We start from the raw sequence: 18721 nt of genomic DNA, 5'->3' as shown, positions 1-18721 counted from the left end.
ACTGCTACAGGGCCCCGAGGAGCGCGCCGCCGGCCTATTCAAACTGAAAACAAGGGCTCCCGGCCAGGAGCAGACGCTGACACTGGAACAGGTATTAACAGAACTGGAGGCGGTTAGGGTTTAAGCTTTGGAGGTCGGTGTAGGGGGGGGGACAAGCCCCGCCCCTACACCGTCCTCCGAAATAGGTCATTTTTACGGCATCTAAAACAACACCGCCACCTGCATGCGGCCGGTATGGATGGCGCTTAGGCCCTGGGGTTTGCGGCCGTCATAGGCCAGCGTAATGTTGAGGCCGTTGCTTAGACGCTGCTCCAGGTTCAGGTTCCAGGTGAAGTTGGTGCCGGGGCGCAGGGCGTTGAGGATTTCCAGGCCCACGAGGCTCAGCTGGTTGCCCTCGAAACCCACGCCCACATAGCGCCCGGTGGCCGAGAGCGTGCGCTTGCCCACCTGGCTGATGCGGGTTTCGAGCCCAGCCTCGTGGAAGGTGCCCTTTGTGCCCACATCGGAGCCGGCCAGGTTGCGCTTGGTGCTGAACAGGTAGGTGGTGGTGAAGCGCCAGACGGTGGACGGCTGGTAACTGACTTCGGGCGAAACCTCATACTGCTCAACCCGGAAATTGCGGTTTTCCAAGTAATCCGACTGGTTTTCGCGGATGCTGCGGGTACCGTTGAGCCGGCCCGTGAACGACTGGGCCAGCGTGCGGCGCAGCAGCAGGTTCTGGCTGGCTAGGTTGCGCGTATCGAAGCCCTGGGTCAGCAGCACCTTCTGCTGGGTTTGCTGAATGGTGAATTCGGCCCCGAAAATGGGGTTCGAGCGGTTGAAATACAGCGTGTTGCGCAGCAGCTTGTTCAGGCTCAGCAGCAGCGAGTCGGCGGTCTGGAAGGCGAAGGGATTGAGGCGGGAATTGAGCGTATTTTCGGTGCTTTTGCGGTCGAGCGTAACGGTAGTGAGGGTACTAAAGCGGCCCAACAGCTCGCGCCAGCCGCTGGCCTCGCGCCACTCGCGCGGGGCCGAGAGCGTGAGGCGGTAGCTGAAGCGGTTGGTAAAGGCGGGCAGGTAGTCGTCGGTGGGCAGAAAGACCTTGATGTATGTGCGAAACTGCGCGTCGGGCGTCTGAGCCTCGAAAAACTCATTTTTCTCCTGCCGGGTGTTGCCATCCAAATCGTTCCAGTAGTGGGTGCCCTGGCCATTGGGCACGGCCAGGTAGGCGAAGTCGCGGCGCAACTCGCGGCCGGTGGCCACGGCGTAGCTCAACTCCGAGCGCAGCGTGTTCTGCCAAAAGCTGGCGTTCCAGTCGAGCTTGCCCAGCACGGTCCGGTCGCGCACGAAGTCGGCGGCGGGTGCGCCGGGCCGCGTCTGGCCGGTGGTGTCGCGGGCGCTCAGGTCGCGGTAGGTGGCCAGGATGTTGAGGCTTTGAGTAGCACTCAGCTGCGAGTTGAGCGTACCCTGCCAAGTGTGGGCGCGGCCCCGCTCGCGCAGCTCCGTACGTTCGGCGTTGGGCGTCTGGTCGCGGCGGAAACTGTAATCGGCCCGAAACTTAATGCGGGCCGTGTCGCGGCTCTGCACGAACAGCGCGTGCTCGTCATAGTAATTGGCCGAGGTCAGCGAGTCGCCTTCGGCAGCGCGGGCCACTTGGTTTTTGTCGAAACGGTAGGCGTAGCCCGGCTCCAGCGCTCCGCCAACGTAGCGGGCCGCCGCCTCCCCCCGCGTCCAGCGCGACTCGCGCCGGCCGGCTTCCGAGTTCAGCAGAAACAGGTTGCCCCGCAGCTGCACCCGGCCCAGTTGGTGGGCGGCATCGAGCCAGTGCTGCAACCCGCTTACCTCGCCGGCCCGGTAGCGGCGGCTCAGGCGGTAGCCCAGGGCGTTATTGGCATCTTTTATCAGCCCCAGGCCGGCATTAAAGATATTCTCCTCGCGGGGTGTTTGGTTGTTGCTGATGAGCGTGTTATCGGTGCTCCAGTTGCGGTCGAACTCAATGTCGCGGTACCGGTCGATGGGCGTGAAACGGCGGCTGGTGTACTCGTAGTCGACGCTGCTGCGCAGCCGGTAGCCCGCCAGCCCCGGTAGGTTCACGGCGCGGTTCTGCACCACGTAGCCCACGCGCATGGCTTGGCCGGTGGCGCCATCGGTAGCAAAGCGGTTCAGTTCCAAGTCTGAAGAGGCCAGATCCACGAACACGGTGGCTGTCGAATCGAGGGCGTAGCTGGTGCCCACCGTAATCAACTGCTTTTTGAGCGGCGTGGGCAGCACCCGCACTGGCTCGTAGCTGCCGCGGTTGGTGCCCACAAAGGTGTATACGCGGCCGTTGGCGTTGGCCTCATCGGTGTTGGTGCCCAGGTTGTAACTGCCCCGGCCGGCCCCCAGGTTGGTAAACTGCACGTTGTACACCAGCGCCAGCGTGTCGAGCGGCGGGTACACGAACGCGCGGGTGGGCAGGCCGGTGGCGGGGTCGGGCAGGGTTTCGCGGCGGTACTGAATCTGGCGCCGGTCGTAGAGCACGAGCGTGTCGCCGGGGGCCGTTACGCGGCTTACGTTGCCGCTGCGGCGCAGCAGGGCCTTCTGGCCGTCATTCAGGGTGAGGTTGGGCGAGTTGTCGGGGTTGTCGGCTTCGCGGTAGAAGTTGGCGTGCACCTGCAGGCGGCCCAGCTGCTGGTAGTGGCTGGCCTGCACCAGCGAACGGGCGTAGTTGAAGTCGGAATACTCGTAATCGACCTTGATGCGGGTGTTGCTGGTGATGAGGTGGCGGGGCGAAAATGTCAGCTCGGCTTGGTTGTAGTCGATGATGTAGTCGGCATCGAAGCCGCGCACCAGCAGCCGGCCATCGAGGTACACGCGCTCGGAGTTGGCCAGCACGATGATGAACTGCTCGCCGTTGGGCCCGCGCAGCCGGTACGGGCCCTGCACGTTCTCCAGGGGCGCAATATCAATGCTGGCAAACTTACCCTTGGCCCCGCCCGCTGCCACCGAGGTCGTGGCAAAGGCCTCGCCGTTGGCCACCGACAGCAGCGGTTGCCGCGCCCCGGCGGCCCGGCGCGTCGTTACAGTCTGGCTCTGGCTGGGCGCATTGGGGCCGATGCCGTTGGGCGTGAGCGCGCCGCCCGAGCTGCCCGCCGGCCCGTAGGGGTCGGGGGCGCCAGCCGGATTGATGCCGGGCTGTAACTGACCCGAGCCGGCCGCCGGGGCCACGGTGGGCGGGCTCGTGATGAAGGTGCCGGTGCTGCCGCCGGCCGCGTTGGGGTACTGGAAAAGCTGCTGGTTGCTGATGCCCGCCCCGGCCCCACCACCAAAACCGCCGGACGGCAGCACACCAAAATTCACCTCGCCGGCCCCGCCCTGGATGTTTTTGTAGTAGCGCAGAAAATAGTCGGGCTTGTTGCGCAATACCACGTCGCCGGCCGTTAGGCTCCAGCGCGGGTTGGTGAGGGTGATGTAGATGCGGTCGAACTCCTGCAGCTGCTGGGTGTTGCCCTCGGGCTGGAAGGGCACGTTCTGGTCGGATATGGCGGCCGTCAGGTCGATGTTGTCCGTCAGCTTGCCTTCGAGCTGCAGGTTGAGCGAGGAGTTGACGAACACGTTCTGGGCATTACCGAACGAGACGCCCCGCGACAGATTACCGGTTTTGTTGATGCCCGGCGTGCTCAGAATCTGCTCCTTCACCGAGAAATCCTGCGCGCCGAACGCGGGCCGCTGCCACAACTCCAGCGTATCGAGCAGACTGCGGGGCCGTAGGAAGCGCGCCTCAGCCAGCCGCAGCGGCAGCACCCGGTAGCACACCCGCACCGAGTCGGGCCCGGTGGGCGGCAGCACAATATCGGGCTGGCCAGGCTCGGGGCTGGGGAAGCGTGAGGAGGGCCGCACGTAGCGGTACTGGTCGGTGGCGGAGTTGTAAGCCACCGAGCGGCCGTTGAGGCTTACGGAGGCCGGCACCACGGTCAGCGTATCGGGCAGGCTGAAAAGTGTAGTATCCCGGTCAGCCGCCAGCCGCACCCACACGCAGCGCCGGGTGCTGGGCGGTGCATCGGCGGCAGCTGGAACAGTCGGGCGCTGCTGGGCCAGCGCGGCGGCCGGCAACAGCAGCCACAGCAGTGCCAGCAGCAACCTCCACAGGCGGCCGGTGGCGTTAGCACATGCTAATGAAGGATTAAACGTCATCCATTCCAGCGGAATTTTCTGCGCAGCTACTACTTAATTAACGCCGAGTTGAAGCGCAACGTCTGCCGATCCGGATAAAATCCGTGGCTGCTGCCGATTTGCTCCCGCCAGCAGCGCGGATCGGCGGAGCCAACACTATTTTTCACTTGCTGCATCCCCTACCCCGCCAACGGCAGTTCAATGTAGAAACGGGTGCCTACGCCTTCCTCGGTTTCAAACCAGATGTGGCCGCCGGCACTCTCGATGCCGCGGCGGGCCACGGCCAGCCCGATGCCTGAACCGGTTTCTTTGGTGGTGAAGTTGGGCACAAACATCTGGGGCTGCACCTCGGCCGAAATACCGGTGCCGTTGTCGGCGATGCAGATGCGCACCCGCCCCTGGCCCGGCTCGTCGCCCAGGGGCTCCAGAATGGCCACCACCTCGGGAGTACGCCCTTCTGGCACCGCTTGCAACGCATTTATAATCAGATTATTAAATGTTCGCACCAGCAGACTTTCGTCGGCGAATACCACATACTGGTCGGGGTCCGTATCAGGCGGCAGCGTGAGGCGGATACCGCCGCCGCCGGGCCGGCTCTGGTGCAGATGCACGCAGCGGCGCAGAATCGGTACCACATCGAGCCGCTCGGGGCGCATAGCGGGCAGGTTGGTGAAATTGCTGAACGAGGTGGCAATGTCGGTCAGCACGTCAATCTGGGTGATGAGCGTTTGCGACACTTTGGTAAGTAGTTCCTCCAAATTTGGGCGTCGGTCCTGGATGGCGCGCTGCAGAAACTGCAAGCTCAGCTTCATGGGTGTGAGCGGGTTCTTGATTTCGTGGGCCACCTGCCGGGCCATTTCGCGCCAGGCGGCTTCTTTTTCCTGAATGGCCAGCTCCTCCTTGCTCTCGTCCAGCTTCAACAGCATATGGTTGTACTCGCGCACCAGCAGCCCAATTTCGTCCTCCGACTCGTAGGCCAGCATCTCGTTCTGGCCCGTAAGCGTGGTTTGGCGCAGCTTCTCGGTGAGCAGCTTCAGTGGCTCCGTCAGCAGGCGCGAAGCCAGGAAGGCTAGCCCCAGAAACAGGATAAACATGAGCGTGAAGATGTTGAGCACGGTGCTTATCAGCTCGGTGAGCTTATTGTCGAGGTCTTTCTCCGAATCAAAAAACGGAATACCCACGTAGCCGAGCACCGGCCCGGAACGCCCATTTTCCATGCTGGAGCGCAACGGCAGGTATAATGCATTGAAGGACAGGGTACCGGCCTGCTCCGTGAGCAGGGCGCGGGGCTGACCATCCTCGCTGAGCTCTGTAATAGCCCGCGGGTTCATGAGCGTGCTTAGCAGGCTGGCCTCGAAAATAAGCGGCTGGCTGCTCACGAGCAGCTCGCCGCGGGCGTCATACAGGTTGAGGTCGGTTTCGGTGAGCGACGCTACGTTTTCGGCCAGCTCCACGAGGTCGGCGCGGTTGGCGTCTTCGGCCAGCAAGGCCCGGTTTTTCAGCAGGTTTTCCTGCACGGCCTGGCCTCGCCGCAGATAAGAGCGCAGCAGATCGCGCTTGTATGAGTTAGTTACCTGCCCGGCAATAGCGGCACTCACCACTACCAGCGGCACCAGCACCCCCAGGTTCAGAAACACCTGAATTTTGGTGCTGAAGTTGGTGCGCAGCATGGAGCGGTACCGGCCGCGCGCCAGCAGTATAACTCCCATCAGCAGAAGCCAGCAGAAGCTATAAAGCAGAAACAGAAACGAGAAATTGGCCAGCCAACCAGTGAACGAGTACGTGGCCGTTGTCACCACCACCAGCCGGTCGGATTTACCCGATCCGCGTACGGCCAGATGGTGGTAGCCGTTTATTACCAGCCCCGTGGAGTACAGGCGCGGATCGGCAAAGAGGCGGGGCAGCAGTTCGTTGACATAATCAAAGTCGCCTTCGCTGTACACCAACTGGTTTTTCTCGAAACCCGCGTAGCTCAAATCGGTTCCCAGTTGGGGCTGAAAGAACTTCTGGTCGACCAGCAGTTCGGGCACCACGCTGTTCGCAGTTAGCTTTTTCAGCGTCAGTTCCAGCGCAATGGTACTGTTGCCCTGCTCGGGGTCGGGGGCGGGCACGGCAATAAAGGCCACATAGCGCCGCGAATCGAAAGCGCGGTTGCCGTCGCGTACCAGGTAAATGTTAGGGTAATCGGTGGGGCTGGCGTTGCGCAGCAGATACTCGCGGGTAGTCTGGAGGTTGCCCCCAATGGCCACGCCCCGCCCCTCGGGCCGGAATAGCAGCACCCGCACCTCGTATTTGTCGAAATAGTCGCGCAGGTAGTACTTCACTACCTTTTGCTTGATCAGGTCGAGGTTGATAAAGGGGCTGGCCAGCATCGTGCGCAGCACTGGGTCGCGGGCCATTTCACCGCCGCGCTCCACCAGCAGGTACTCGCCTTGCAAATCGTTGTCGGTTAGCAGGTTGGAGGCCAGGTTTTGCTTGTTGAGCGTGAGCTGGCGGTTGAAATGCTCGTAGAGCGCCAAGGCTCCCACCGCCGAGCTCAAGGCCAGCATCACAAACACGAACAGGTATAGCTGGTACGGCAGAGCGGCGGCGGCCGGTACCAGCCCCGTAAGCCGCAGCCCCAGAAAAAAGGCGAGTGTGAACCCCAGTAGCGTACTGTGCACCAACTGCAGGCCCAGGCCAGCCGCCAGAAATACTACGGCCGAAAGCAGCAACAGTCCCGCCCCCAAATAGCGCGTGGAGGGCCGCACTACCCGCACAAACACCTGCGCCAACAGATAAAAGCCCACCACATAGCTGCCGGTGTGCAGCACAATGGCCAGGCCCAGCAACACCTTAAATGGGCTCACCTGAATGTCCTGGGTGATATCGAGCAGCAGCTGCGAGTTGCTGAAGCTGCTGCTGTAGAAATCGTAGAGCAACTCCAGCAGCCCATAGAAGCCCAGCACCACGCCGGTTCCCAACGCCATGCGCAGCTGCCAGCTTCGTAGCCGCTCTACCCGGCGCGGCAGCCCGTAGCGCCGAAACAGCCGCAGCCCGTACCAAGCACCCACGGCCAGCAGCACGGCGTTGAGCAGCAGGTCGCCCAGCGAAGGAGAAAGCCAGGACGCCGCATATACCCTTGGGTCGAAGAGCCGGAACTCCAGCAACGAAAACGGCAGACTTAGCTGTAGCATCACGGCGCGCAGTGCCAACAGCGGTAGCAGCACCAACAGCACCCCGGCCAGTGCCTGACCCTGTGCAAACCGGCGGCGCGCCCATAGCACCCAGGCCGCCACATAGGCTCCCACGCCCAGCAGCAACAGCGCCAGCGGCAGGTATTTACCCGTAATGGCATCGGCCTGCAGGCTTTCCACCGAAAACAGGTAGTTACCCTCGTTCGATACTACCCGGGGCCGGCCCGTATCGGTTTTCTCCACCAGCAGCCGCACGTTCTGGCCCTGGAAAACACCCTGGCCGTTGCCGTCGCGCAGGTAGCGGTTGCTGATACCGTAGCTGATTTCGAGCGGAATGTACGTTAGCAGCACGTACGGCCCCTCGGCGTGGCGCAGCACTAAAAACTTGCCGAAGCGGGTTTCCAGCAGCCGCTCGTGGTAGCGCTGGGTGGCCTGCTCCACATCGGGGCGCACGGCGTGGTCGGACCAGTACAGCAGCTGCTCGTTGCGGAACACGAACGTCGGGTAGGTCGTGTGGCTCGTCAGGCTACGGAAATCTACCCTGCCGGTAGCCAAGCGCTGTAGCACATCCGTCGATTCCCGCTCGCCCGTCAGCTCGGCTTCCATCAGTACCTCCTGCAGCCGGGTAGCCGAGGCCTGCAGTACCAGCTTGGGGTCCTGGCCGTAGCGGTTGCTCGCGTACGCCCCCACAAAGCACAGCGTTGCCAGCAGCAGCAGCCAGCGCGGAAGATTACGACGAAGTTTCAAACAGATACCACAAGTAAGGCAGGGCTGTAAACCTACAACCTTGGGGCCAAAAAAAACGCCCCCCGAAGGCGGCGTATAATTTAATGGCTATACCGGAAGTGGCCATGCTATCAGCGAGCCTGGCTGGCTTCAGCATACTGCGGGTTATAGTCCACACCGCCAAACAGATAAAGCATCAGCGTGCGGGAGTAGCGCAGATTAGAGGGAGTCATCAGCACGGCTACTATTGCTACGGCCGTTATGTAAACCCACGTATCGGGGTCGCCGAGTAGGTAGTATACCAGCGCGCCAATCACGAGCATCATACCCGTCGAGAAGCCAAAGCTGATGTACATGGCGCCCCAGTAAAAGCCCGGCTCAGGCTCGTAAACCTGGCTGCACACCGGGCACTGGGCAGGCATTTCGGTGAAATGAGCCAGGTTGAGGGCCGAGTGCGTGAACAGCGGGCCACGGCGGCAACGTGGGCAGCGCTGCTGCACTACGCCCGCCAGCATCGAGCCGGCCGCAACAGGATATGCCTTAGAGGCCATCCTGGGCAGCTTTCTTCTTCTTTTTCTGCTGGTTTGTATGGCGGTACCAAAAAAAGCCCACGCTGCCAATCAGCAGGTACGGAATGGCCATCAGGTATACTATGCCTTTGTTGAGGCCCGTAGTATCGTAGCTGTCCTTGTCTTTGCCACCCGCTACCAACTGGGTTTTGCACAGTGTGCACTGGGCCTGGGCGGGTGCTGGCACCAGCACACTCAGCAGCAGCGTTACCAGCAGAGCCAGCAGCCCTATTACAACAGATTTCTTCATGGCGTTGAGATGATAAACGTGTCCTTGTATAACCCTGAAACCGGCCCCGAAGGTTCGGCAACAGCTCTTTCTAAGAGGTGTAGTAAGGCGAAATCATGAAATACACAATAACACCTGTTACCGATACGTACAGCCATACCGGATACGTCCAGCGGGCAATACGACGGTGCTTCTGAAACTGCTCGGTGAGGGCGAAGTAGAGCGTGAACAGTACCAACCCTACAGTAGCGGCCGCCAATACGATATGGGTCAGCAGAATGAAGTAATATATGCCCCGAATCAACCCCTGGCCGCCAAATGTAGTGCTGGCCACCTGCGAGTGGTAGGCCACATACGACACCAAAAACAACGAGCCAAGCAGAAAGGCCAGCCCCATCATGGCGCGGTGCCGGGCCACCTGCTTGTTGCGGATGAAGTAGTAGCCCAGCATCAGACACACTGCTGTCAGTGAATTGAGCCCGGCATTGACGGCGGGCAGGGACTTCACGTTGAGACCCGGAATGACAAACACGCCGGGAAAGTAATACAGCACGGCTACCGCTACCGGAATAACGGCCCCGAGTACCGCGGCCAGCACTTTGTACTTGGCAGCACCGACAGCAGGGTTGGTAAGTGGATCAGGGGTTGTCATAGATGTAGAGCAATACGCTGATTTCAGTGATGAGCCGGTTCATGTCCCGCTCGCTGGTGCCGTTGTAGCGGCCACGCACATAACCGTCGCGGTCTACAAGCAGCACAACAAGCGGATAAGTGCTGGCACTGGTGGTTGTAGCGGAAGGTAGAAGCCGGAACTCCTGCTCTAATAACCGGTTCACCTTGCTTTCGTTTCCGGTCAGGAAAAACCATTTGCCGGCAATGGCTCCTGCCTGCTCGGCGTAGCGTGCAGCTACGGCCACCGAGTCTGAACTGGCAAGCACCGAGGCCAGCCGCACCCGGGGCTCCTGCCGGTATTTCTCCTGCAGCCGCACTAGCTGGGCGGTCTGGCGCTGGCATTCGAGTGGGCAGCCGGGCGGTAATACGCTCAGCACATACAGGCCCTGGGCCTTTAGCTCGGCACCGGTTACCTCGCGTCCGCCGGCACCCTCGCGCAACTGGAACGACCCGAGTTGGTGGAAAACAGTATCGCGCTGCCATTTTCCGGCCACTAGCGTCGAGTCAACGCGTTCGGGCAGATAAAAGGGCAGCGCGTAACGGTTGGTACCGAAGCCTTTCAGAAACAGAAAAGCTAAGACCGGAACCAGCAACATCAGGCCCAACAGTAATACTTGTTGGGGCCGCATAAACTAGAAAATAGCTTCGTGAATGGCGTTACCCTCGGTAATGAGCGCCACCAGTAGCCAAATCAACAGACCCATCGGAATCATGATTGTCCAGATAAGTCCTTTGGTTTCATGCTTCAAGTGCATGAACTCGGCCACGATGAAGAATGCCTTGAAAATGGTCAGGATGATGAAAATCGAGTTGCGCATCGTGCTCGAAGGCATAACGAAAGCAATCAGGAATTCCAGTGCCGTAATAGCGGTGATAATCCAGAAAGTTTTCCAGATCCAGGCCGTATTGGGCTTCGGAATTTCGCCGGCATGGGCCGGCATTTGCGTGGTGTGATTAGCCATGAGCGTAGAAGTAAATCACGAAAGCCGACTGGGCGCCCCATTGGGTGCCAGCCGGCCTCGAAGCCAGGAAAATTAAACCAGGTAGAAGAAGGTGAAGACGAACACCCACACTAAGTCAACGAAGTGCCAATAGAGGCCAATTTTCTCCACCATCTCGTAGTGGCCACGCTTTTCGAACGTGCCGTTGGTAGTGGCGATGAAACAGTAAATCAGCAGACAGATGCCCGAGAATACGTGCGTACCGTGGAAACCGGTAATGAAGAAGAACAGGTCGGCAAACAGCACCGGACCGTACTGGTTGACAGCCAGATTGGCTCCAAAGAACCGGGTGCCATCGTTCATCAGCGTGCCCTCATCGGTGCCGCCAATAAAGTGGCTCCACTCCCAGGCCTGGCAGCTAACGAAAACTGTTCCGAACAGAATCGTCCAGAGCAACCACTTCTGCACATCTTTCTTGTCGAAACGCTGCCCAGCTTCTACGGCCAGTACCATTGTTACCGACGAGAAGATGAGAATCATCGTCATCAGGGCCACAAAGGCCAGTGGCAGATCGACACCGTGCAGACCGGGAAAGGAGTTGAATACTTTCTCCGGAATGGGCCAGTAAGCGGTAGAGAACTCAAAGGCCTCAGGCGAGCCAGTGTAAGGCAGGTACCGGTGGCGGATGAGGCCGTAAGTAGTCAGAAAGGCAGCGAACGTGAAGGCGTCCGACAGCAGGAAGAACCACATCATCAGCTTGCCGTAGCTGGCATTGAAGGGCTCGTTGCCGCCGTCCCAGGTGCCAGTGCGCGGCTTATCCAGGGCAGAATCGGAAATTGCCTGCGTCGTCGGGGAAATGGTGGACATAGCGTGCGGGGGAGTTTACAACAATCTAGTGGTTCAAAAGTAAGAACAAATACAGGTACAACCAAAGTACACCCAGGAAGTGCCAGTAGATGGTAACGTTGCCAATGGAGAGCATTTCACGGGAATGCACCTGATACTTAAAGCTTTTCCACACAACAACCAGCAGAAAGATAAGGCCCGTAATGAGGTGAAAACCGTGAACTCCGGTTAATACATACAGAAATGAACCGGAAGGGTTGGAATCGGTACCCGCAAAAAAGATGCGGCCCTCAACTAGCTGGCCCCAGAGCAACCATTGGCCTATCAGAAACGCCATGCCCAACCCGAAGGTGAGCAACAATGCTAGGCGTACTTGCTTGAGGTCGTCGCGGCGCGCGGCCACCCACGCCCACTGCACCGTAGCCGAGCTCAGTAGCAGCACTACCGTGGTGTACAGGAAGCCCGGAGGCAAATTAAATTCCAGCCAGTTGCCTTCGTTACGACGCACAATGTAGGCACTCGTATAGGCGGCAAAAATCATGAAGATGCTGACCATCATCAGCATGAGCAGAAACCGGGTCGGATGTATTCCAGTAGCCGGCTCCTTGGTATTCAGGGCTTCGTTAGCAAGCATATTTATGGAAATGAGATTGAGTGGTGAGAAGTGAGCCAGACATCAGAACATGGAATTGAAAGAATCCGAGCCCTGCATCTGTTTGTTTTTAACACTGAGATGCAGCCTTTTGTCTCACTTCTCAGGTTGCAAATCTCACTTCTAAACAAAGAGTTACATTTTATCCAGCACTAGCGCAATCTGCACGATGGGCAGGTACAGAAAGGAGCCGAACATGATGCTCATAGCGGCTTTTTTGCTGACAGTCCGCATCAAGTAAAATGTCTGCATCAGGAACAGCACCCCGCACACGGCTGCCACCATCGGGTACACAGTGCCGGTCATTCCAAAGTAGAAGGGCAGCAGGCTGAGCGGAATCAGCACCATGGTGTAGGTCATTATCTGGAAGGCCGTGCGCAAATCCTTCTTGCCGGGTGAGGGCAACATCTTGAATCCGGCCTTCTTGTAATCGTCATCGAGCACCCAAGCAATTGCCCAGAAGTGCGGGAATTGCCACATAAATTGGATGCCGAATAGAATCCAGCCCTGCAGGCCCAGAAAGCCGGTAGCTGCCACCCAACCGATAAGCGGCGGCAACCCACCTGGAATGGCCCCAACAGCCACGCAAATCGGTGAGATTGTTTTGAGCGGCGTGTACACGAACCCGTACAGAATTAGGGAAAGCAACGCCAGTGCCGCCGACAGCGGATTGAACACGAGCGCCAACAGCGTGAGCCCAGCCCCGCCCAATATAACCGTGAACCCCCAGGCCTCCAGCGGGCTAAGAATACCCAGTGGCAACGGCCGTTGCGCAGTGCGCTTCATCTGCCGGTCGAGCTCAATTTCGAAAATCTGGTTGATTGTGTTAGCCGCTCCCGTAACGGCGAGCCCGCCTACCATTACCAGCAGTGCCTGTCCCCAATGCAGTTCATTGGCCCCAAGCAAATAGCCAATGGCGCTGGAGAAAGCCACCGTGAGGGCCAGCCGGAACTTAATCAACTGGAAGTACGCCTTAGCCTTACGCATTAACGGGAGAAAAACGGTATGTATGGCGGAAAACCACCCCCTAACGGGGCTGCAAAGCTACGCAACAACGGCCGGAGTAGCCACCTGCGGCTGCATCTTCGTGGCCCGGTTGTAGACTACCAGTGCCTGAAACTGGGTTCCGAAGAGTACAGTAGCCAGCGTGAGGTGAATGGGCTGCGCGAAAGCCGGAAAGGCCAAATAGGCCAGCGTGATGCCTGCCAGAATTTCGCCTACCACCAGCACAGCAATAGCCACAGCCAGCCGGTGCAGCCCCCGCGAAGGCAGCCTATAGAGAGTATATACCATGTAGGCATTAAGCAGCACAATGAGGATAGAGAACGAACGATGCACCTTAAAGGTGGTCCCCAACTGGTCTATCCAGCCGGCGCGGCCGAGGTAATGACTGGCCGAAGCCAGCAGATCCACTTCCTCACGCACTTGGGTACCCAGTACAATCTGGCCAAAGGTGAATAGCACGGCCACCACTAGCGCAGCTTTCAGGCCCGGCAACGACTGTATACCTTCTTCGATACCACTACCCGGGCGCTGCGAACGAATCACAGCATACAGCAGCATTCCTACAATCACAAGGGCTAGGCCCATATGTATGGTTACCATAATGGGCAGCAGGTTAGTAGAGACAACCAACGACCCCAGCCAACCCTGCACGCCGGTAAGCAGAAACGAGCCCAATGCCAGCCAGAACACCGGCCGGTCGCGCCGCCAATAGGGAAGCGCAAATAGCACAGTGGCAAACACAAACACTCCGATAAGTGCCCCTACCAAGCGGTTGATATATTCAATCCAGGTTTTAACCGGGTTAAAATCAGTTTCGATGTATTGTGAAGGATGGTCGAAAATATCACCTGCTACTTGGTGAAAGCCCATGCTTTCGAGCCGGGCAGCCAGCTTCTCATTCTTAGCCACCCGCTGGGCCAGGTAGATATCCTTGTAATCGGCCGGCAACTGACTGATGTGCGTAGGCGGCACCCAGGTACCAAAGCACTTAGGCCAGTCGGGGCAGCCCATGCCTGAGCCAGTGCTACGTACAATGCCACCTATCAGAATCAGAACGTACACGGCCGCTACGGTCAGGATACCTACGAACCGGAAGCGGCGCACAAAAGCAGGAGTTACCATTGATTTAAGGACTGTTTACTGCAAACTGTTAGCCAGTGAAAAAGCTATTTTGAAGAATAGTTGAGGGCCTGTCATGTAAGCCTTACCCCTGTTGCCCTTTCTCTTATACACAACCATCCAAGGTGCAAATTGCTTCTTGTAAAGGCTGTAATTATCCTTATTTAGTTAAGCGTCCATTGATGATTATCGCGCAAAAAAACAGGCCGCCGTTGGTACGGTGGCCTGTTTTCTAATGCACTCACCAAATGGTGCTTACTCCATTTCCTTCTCGTAGGGCAAGTTTGAAGACTGCGTCTGCGAGTAGGGTACGGTTTGAGGAATGAAGTCCTCTTCAGCGCCAGGCTTGCTGTAGTCGTAGGGCCAGCGGTGCACGGCGGGAATGTCGCCGGGCCAGTTGCCGTGGCCGGGAACAACCGGCGTTGTCCACTCCAGCGTCGTCGAGTTCCAAGGATTCTCGGTGGCACGACGGCCGCGCCAGATGCTGTAGAAGAAGTTGAAGATGAAGATGAACTGGCCAATAAATGCCACGATGGCAGCTATTGAAATAAACTTGTTCAAGTCGGCGAACTGGCTGAACGTATCGAAACCAGTCCAAGCGTAGTAGCGACGGGGGAAGCCGGCAATACCGACATAGTGCATCGGCAGAAATACCAGATACACCCCAATGAACGTCAACCAGAAGTGGATGTAGCCTAGCTTCTCGTCCATCATGCGGCCGAACATTTTGGGGAACCAGTGATATACCCCAGCCCACAGGCCAAAGAAAGCCGACGAACCCATTACCAAGTGGAAGTGAGCTACCACGAAGTACGTGTTGTGCAACTGAATGTCGAGAGCAGCGTTGCCAAGAACGATACCCGTCAGACCACCGGCAATGAACAACGATACGAAACCGATAGAGAACAGCATGGCCGTAGTGAAGCGGATGTTACCGCGCCACAGTGTAGCCAGCCAGTTAAATACCTTCACGGCCGAAGGCACCGCAATAATCAGCGTCAGGAACATGAATACCGATCCAAGGAAAGGGTTCATACCGGTTACGAACATGTGGTGAGCCCACACGATGAAGGAAAGCAACGAAATGCCAAGCAGCGAACCAATCATGGCGCGGTAGCCGAAGATGGGCTTACGAGCATTGGTAGCCAAAATTTCCGACACCATGCCCATCGCAGGCATAATCACGATATACACCTCGGGGTGTCCTAGGAACCAGAACAAGTGCTGGAACAGGATAGGAGAACCACCGGTGTTTGGCAAGGCCTGACCAGCAATGTAGATATCCGACAGGAAGAATGAAGTACCAAACGAGCGGTCAAAAATCAGCAGCAAGGCAGCCGAGAACAGTACCGGGAAAGCCAGCAGACCTAGAATGGCCGTCAGGAAGAAAGCCCAGATAGTCAGGGGGAGCTTGCTCATGCTCATGCCCTGGGTCCGCAGGTTGATAACGGTGGTGATGTAGTTCACACCGCCCAGCAGCTGCGATACGATGAACAGCGCCATCGATACCAGCCAAAGTGTTTGGCCAGCGCCCGAGCCGGAAATAGCTTGGGGAAGTGCCGAAAGAGGCGGGTAAATTGTCCAGCCAGCCGCAGCAGGTCCGGTTTCGATGAACAGCGAGGCGAACATAATCACACTGGACACGAAGAAGAACCAGTAGGATAGCATGTTCATGAAGCCCGACGCCATATCGCGGGCACCAATCTGCAACGGAATAAGAAAGTTGGAGAACGTACCCGATAGACCAGCCGTCAGCACGAAGAACACCATGATGGTGCCGTGCATCGTTACCAACGCCAGGTAGAATTCCGGGTTTAGCTTACCAGCTTCAATCCACTTGCCCAGAAACGGCGTGAGCCACTCCAGAGTAGCCTCAGGCCAGCCTAGTTGCAAGCGGAAAAGGCTGGATAGCGTACCGCCGATAACAGCCCAGAAGATACCTGAAATCAGGAATTGCTTGGCAATTACTTTGTGGTCGGTGCTGAAAACGTATTTCTGCAGAAAGCTCTGCTCGTGGTGCTCGTCGTGGTGCGCGTGGTCGTGGCCCGGTTCGGTTGCCCCGATGCCACCCTGCACCTGCTTTTGCGTGGGAAAGTTAGCTGCCATAGGTAAAACGTGCAGTAAGAATGTTTAAAGCGAAGCCTTAGCGGCTGCAGGCGTTACCACCGCAGCAGCAGCCGGTGTGGCTGGCACTTTGTTAACCAGTTTTTCCGACTTCTGTTTGAAGCTGGCCAATACTTCTGGGTTCTGATCTGAGAACGATTTCTGCTGAGCGAACCAGTTGACATAATCGTCAGGCTCATCCACGATAATGCTCATCTTCATTGCGAAGTGACCACGACCGCAAATCTGGTTGCAGGCCAGTTCATAATTGAAATTCGGGTTACCGGTCTGGGCCCGCATCTCATCGGTTGTTTTGGTAGGCGTAAACCAGAACTTGGTAGGCATACCTGGCACAGCATACATCTGTACCCGGAAATTGGGCATGTATACTGAGTGGAGTACGTCGCGCGAGCGGATGCGCAACAACACCGGATGCCCCTTAGGAACGTGGATTTCACCGGCTGTGAAGTCATCGACACCGTTCTGGTCACTCAGGTCGAAGCCGAACTCATTTACAGCATCAATTAAGCGGTAGTTCACCACGCCCAGCTTCTGGTCGCGACCAGGATAACGCACCAGCCAGTTGAACTGCTTGCCCATTATCTCCAGCACAACCGCGTCTTTAGGGGCAGGACCAGTGATACGAGTCCATTCCTTCCAGCCAGCAAACACCAGGGCCGCCATTACAATAGCTGGAATCAGCGTCCAGATAACCTCAATCTTGTTGTTGTGGGGAAAGAAAAAGGCCCGACGGTTTTCCTTATGCTGATACCGGTAAGAGTACCAGAACAGCAATACCTGAGTCAGCACAAAGGCTACGCCCAGAATGGCCATCGACACCCAAAACATTTTATCGGTAGCCAAGCCGTGTACGGAAGCAATCGGCGGGTTCATCTTGTCGAAGTTCTCAATGAACGACCAAGCGAACCAAGCGCCGCCACCTATCAGGAATACCATACACATGATGGCATTAACGCGGTTACTGACGCCCACCTCCCGATTAGAGCTGCCTGAGAAAATAGAAGTCAGAATCTGGAGACGAAACAACAGGCCGAATACGACCAGTAACAGCGCCAAAACCAGAACAATGCTCAGAGTAGTCATTTGCAAGGGTAGAAGTGAGAGTTGAGAGGCTAAAAGAGCGTACTTGTCATCAAAACAAGACTAACTTTTTACTACTCAATACTCAGGTCTGAGATTAAGTAGTGTGATGAACGCTCTCGTCGAGGAAGGGATGATGAATCGGGGTCAGCGACGCCTGAGCCAAACGTTTGGTCATCAAAATCAGGAAGCTGCCGAGGAAAATCAGCGCGATGCCAATCTCAATAATAAACCCGTTTTCCCCCTTCATTGTTCCGGGCATGAACATCAAATAGAAGTCAGACCAATGGCCAATCAGAATGGCAATGCTCACAATTTTAAGCATGATCATCTGACGCTTCGCATCCCGGGTCATCAACACCAAGAAGGGGAAGACGAAGTTGACGAATAGGTTGCCATACAACAACCAGGTGTAGCGACCATTGAAGCCACCCAGACGCTGGTTGAAGTACACCGACTCCTCAGGCATGTTGGCATACCAGATGAGCATGAACTGTGAGAACCACAGGTAGGTCCAGAAAATACTGAAGCCGAACATGAACTTACCCAGATCGTGCAAATGGCCGTCTTTCAAGAGGGGCAGGTAGCCGGCCTGCTTGAGCAGGATGGCGCACAACGTAACGGCTGCAATACCGGATACCCACCATGAGGCAAACACATACCAGCCGAACAGAGTAGAGAACCAATGCACATCAACCGACATCACCCAGTCCCATGCTGACATAGACGATGTTACGGCATAGAACACCAGGAAAAGGGCCGATACATTGATGCTTTTGTGGAAGTAAGCGGTGCCACCGTTCAGGTCCTCGGCCAACGACAGATCACGTAGTCGCTTGGTGAAGTAGATCCACAGGCCAAGATAAATGACCATCCGAATAACATAGAACGGCACGTTCAGGAAGCCTGATTTGCCGGCAACAATGGCATCGTAGTTGGCATCAGCCTTGTCCATAATACCGGGTACGGTCCAATGGAACAGGTCGTAGTTAATGAAGTTCAGGCCGAACACGATCAGCATAATCACCAAGCCGGGAATCAACCAAGCGCTGAGGGCCTCATTGATTCGCTTTACCACAACCGACCAGCCCGCATAAGCTACGTACTGAATAGCCATGAACACGGTGCCAATGGCCGAAACGCCCGTAAAGAATACGTTGCTGTGCCATAAGCTCACTATAATTCGCTTTAGCCAAGGCGCGCTGCTATGATGTTCACCGCCACCATGGCCGGCAACAGCTGCGCCGTGGGCAGCCGTGGCTCCATGAGCAGCGGCTGCTCCTTCGGCCGCCTCATGGCCGCCACCGCCGAACAGCGAGACGATAACACCCACTACCAGCAGAACTACACCGGCAATGATAATGAGCATGAAGTTCTTACGAGCGCCTGGAGTTACCTCCAGATACTCCGCCGTAACGCTTTCCTGATGTGTCAGAGTTGCCATAGCAGGG

Annotated in this window: 14 protein-coding genes; all 14 read right to left on the bottom strand. The window is 57.4% G+C overall.

The window, feature by feature from the left end; genetic code table 11:
- Positions 1 to 201: 201 nt before the first annotated feature.
- Positions 202 to 4152 (bottom strand): hypothetical protein, encoded by a 3951-nt coding sequence (locus tag HW556_RS03425; RefSeq protein ID WP_176897964.1) that lies wholly within the window; start codon positions 4150 to 4152, stop codon positions 202 to 204.
- A gap of 158 nt (positions 4153 to 4310) precedes the next feature.
- Positions 4311 to 8054, bottom strand: coding sequence for a sensor histidine kinase (locus tag HW556_RS03420; protein ID WP_176897962.1), 3744 nt, complete (start codon positions 8052 to 8054; stop codon positions 4311 to 4313).
- 110 nt (positions 8055 to 8164) lie between these two features.
- Entirely contained in the window at positions 8165 to 8584 is a 420-nt protein-coding gene (locus tag HW556_RS03415) for a DUF983 domain-containing protein (protein ID WP_246289505.1), read from the bottom strand.
- Positions 8574 to 8852, bottom strand: a complete 279-nt coding sequence (locus tag HW556_RS03410; RefSeq protein ID WP_176897960.1) for a hypothetical protein — start codon at positions 8850 to 8852, stop codon at positions 8574 to 8576. Before HW556_RS03410 ends, HW556_RS03415 begins: the two co-directional genes overlap by 11 nt.
- 70 nt (positions 8853 to 8922) lie before the next feature.
- Positions 8923 to 9483, bottom strand: coding sequence for a DUF420 domain-containing protein (locus HW556_RS03405; RefSeq protein WP_176897958.1), 561 nt, complete (start codon positions 9481 to 9483; stop codon positions 8923 to 8925).
- Positions 9470 to 10132 carry an SCO family protein gene (locus tag HW556_RS03400; RefSeq protein ID WP_176897956.1) on the bottom strand — a complete coding sequence of 221 codons (663 nt, stop codon included), beginning with the start codon at positions 10130 to 10132 and terminating at the stop codon, positions 9470 to 9472. The genes HW556_RS03405 and HW556_RS03400 overlap by 14 nt, the downstream gene beginning before the upstream one ends.
- A gap of 3 nt (positions 10133 to 10135) precedes the next feature.
- Positions 10136 to 10465, bottom strand: coding sequence for a cytochrome C oxidase subunit IV family protein (locus tag HW556_RS03395; protein WP_176897955.1), 330 nt, complete (start codon positions 10463 to 10465; stop codon positions 10136 to 10138).
- A gap of 72 nt (positions 10466 to 10537) precedes the next feature.
- The gene (locus HW556_RS03390) at positions 10538 to 11311 is read right to left on the bottom strand and encodes a cytochrome c oxidase subunit 3 (protein WP_176897954.1); all 774 of its coding nucleotides are present in this window, start codon (positions 11309 to 11311) and stop codon (positions 10538 to 10540) included.
- 25 nt (positions 11312 to 11336) lie between these two features.
- Positions 11337 to 11924: a cytochrome c oxidase subunit 3 gene (locus tag HW556_RS03385; protein ID WP_176897953.1), complete on the bottom strand. Its 588-nt coding sequence runs from the start codon at positions 11922 to 11924 to the stop codon at positions 11337 to 11339.
- Positions 11925 to 12077: 153 nt separating this feature from the next.
- Positions 12078 to 12929 (bottom strand): heme o synthase, encoded by an 852-nt coding sequence (gene cyoE, locus HW556_RS03380; protein ID WP_176897952.1) that lies wholly within the window; start codon positions 12927 to 12929, stop codon positions 12078 to 12080.
- Between the two features lie 57 nt (positions 12930 to 12986).
- The gene (locus HW556_RS03375) at positions 12987 to 14069 is read right to left on the bottom strand and encodes a COX15/CtaA family protein (protein ID WP_176897951.1); all 1083 of its coding nucleotides are present in this window, start codon (positions 14067 to 14069) and stop codon (positions 12987 to 12989) included.
- Positions 14070 to 14321: 252 nt separating this feature from the next.
- Positions 14322 to 16172, bottom strand: a complete 1851-nt coding sequence (locus tag HW556_RS03370) for a cytochrome c oxidase subunit I (protein WP_218136851.1) — start codon at positions 16170 to 16172, stop codon at positions 14322 to 14324.
- Positions 16173 to 16196: 24 nt separating this feature from the next.
- Positions 16197 to 17273: a cytochrome c oxidase subunit II gene (locus HW556_RS03365; RefSeq protein ID WP_176897949.1), complete on the bottom strand. Its 1077-nt coding sequence runs from the start codon at positions 17271 to 17273 to the stop codon at positions 16197 to 16199.
- Between the two features lie 94 nt (positions 17274 to 17367).
- Positions 17368 to 18714, bottom strand: coding sequence for a quinol:cytochrome C oxidoreductase (locus HW556_RS03360; protein WP_317170468.1), 1347 nt, complete (start codon positions 18712 to 18714; stop codon positions 17368 to 17370).
- Between the last annotated feature and the right edge of the window lie 7 nt (positions 18715 to 18721).

The organism is Hymenobacter terrestris (assembly GCF_013377905.1).
Lineage (GTDB): Bacteria > Bacteroidota > Bacteroidia > Cytophagales > Hymenobacteraceae > Hymenobacter > Hymenobacter terrestris.
Note: the sequence above shows the minus strand (reverse complement) of the source record. Positions and strands in the feature narration are given on the sequence as shown.